The sequence below is a fragment of the Elstera litoralis genome (assembly GCF_000963705.1).
Classification (GTDB): Bacteria; Pseudomonadota; Alphaproteobacteria; order Elsterales; family Elsteraceae; genus Elstera; species Elstera litoralis.
In genome coordinates, this window is record NZ_LAJY01000712.1 from 1 (window position 1) to 1,325 (window position 1,325).

The following is a 1,325-nucleotide window of genomic DNA, read 5'->3' on the forward strand; positions in this document are numbered from 1 at the left end:
CATCCATCGATGTGGACCGTGGCGCAACTTCGAGGCGGTGGAGTTTGCTACCCTGGAATGGGTCGATTGGTTCAACCACCGACGAATTCTGGAGCCTATCGGGAATATACCGCCAGCCGAAGCCGAGGAACGGTACTATGCCATGCTGGAAGAACCAGCACTGGCCGCATAACTTAAACCAAATGGCCTCCGGCAAACCCGGCGCGGTTCACAATCGCAAGAACATCCGCCGCGATCAGTTCGAGGCGCGCGTTCTCGATGCGCTGCGCCATCACCTGATGGACCCTGTCCTGTTCAAGGAATTCTGCGACGCGTTTACTCACGAGATGAACCGGCTGCGCCTGGAAGGCCGGTCATCGATCGACGCGGCGGAGGTCGAGATCAGGAAGATCGACCGGGAACTGGATAAGCTCATGAAGCTCATCATGGCGTCGGGTAGCGATGAAGCCCCAACCCGCATGATGAAGCAGATGAAGGAGTTAGAGGCTCGTCAGAGGGAGTTGAAGACATTCCTGCAAGAAGCAGAGGAGCCGCCTCCCCTGCTGCATCCGAATATGGCGCACCATTACCGGGTTCAGGTGGCCGAACTGCACGCGGCGCTTCAGGAGGATGCGGACGGCAAGCGTATGGCAGCGGCAGAGATTATCCGCTCGCTGGTGAAGGAGATCATCCTGGTCCCGGAGAATGGCACGCTTCAGATCGATGTGCGCGGCGACCTTGCAGGCATCTTGGCCATTTCGATCGGCACGAGCGTTGGTTCTGGCGGTAAAACGCAAAACGGCCACCCGAAGGCGACCGTTTTGAGCGATTTAGCATCGCAATTTCAGTTGGTTGCGGGGGCAGGATTTGAACCTGCGGCCTTCAGGTTATGAGCCTGACGAGCTACCGGGCTGCTCCACCCCGCGTTTGTATGTTTGCGCTATCGGCTTGCGCCTACTTGAGCGCGTTTATTTTTTGTCCTACCGCGCGTAGCGCTACTTGAGGACGTTTTTTTTGTCCTACCGCGCGTAGCGCTACTTGAGGACGTTTTTTTTGTCCTATCGCTTGCGCCTACTTGAGGACGTTTTTTTCGAGAGACTGTGAGTGTGTGTTGATTTTTTGTTTTTTGCCTATGGCGCGTTGCGCTGCTTAAGGCGTTTTTTTGTTATGCGGTTTGAGGACCTGGCAGCGACCTACTCTCCCGTGTCTTAAGACAAAGTACCATTGGCGCTAAGGATTTTCACGGCCGAGTTCGGGATGGGATCGGGTGCGGGCTCCTTGCTATGGCCACCAGGTTGTCGAACCGCATGACGTGTTTTTTTGCCCTATCGGCCTTTGGCCTAGTT

Annotated in this window: 2 protein-coding genes, 1 tRNA gene, 1 rRNA gene and 1 pseudogene; 1 reads left to right on the forward strand and 4 read right to left on the reverse strand. The window is 55.9% G+C overall.

The window, feature by feature from the left end:
* Positions 1-172 (forward strand): annotated as a pseudogene (locus tag VZ95_RS23400) (IS3 family transposase); the annotation flags it as partial.
* Position 173: 1 nt separating this feature from the next.
* Here the strand turns inward: VZ95_RS23400 and VZ95_RS26140 are convergent.
* The 4 genes from VZ95_RS26140 to rrf all read right to left on the reverse strand — a co-directional run bounded on the left by VZ95_RS26140 (position 174) and on the right by rrf (position 1,274).
* The gene (locus VZ95_RS26140; RefSeq protein WP_198148412.1) at positions 174-323 is read right to left on the reverse strand and encodes a hypothetical protein; all 150 of its coding nucleotides are present in this window, start codon (positions 321-323) and stop codon (positions 174-176) included.
* A gap of 156 nt (positions 324-479) precedes the next feature.
* The gene (locus VZ95_RS26145) at positions 480-776 is read right to left on the reverse strand and encodes a hypothetical protein (RefSeq protein ID WP_232302759.1); all 297 of its coding nucleotides are present in this window, start codon (positions 774-776) and stop codon (positions 480-482) included.
* 52 nt (positions 777-828) lie between these two features.
* Positions 829-905, reverse strand: a tRNA-Met gene (locus VZ95_RS19235).
* Positions 906-1,159: 254 nt separating this feature from the next.
* Positions 1,160-1,274 (reverse strand): 5S ribosomal RNA (gene rrf, locus VZ95_RS19240).
* Between the last annotated feature and the right edge of the window lie 51 nt (positions 1,275-1,325).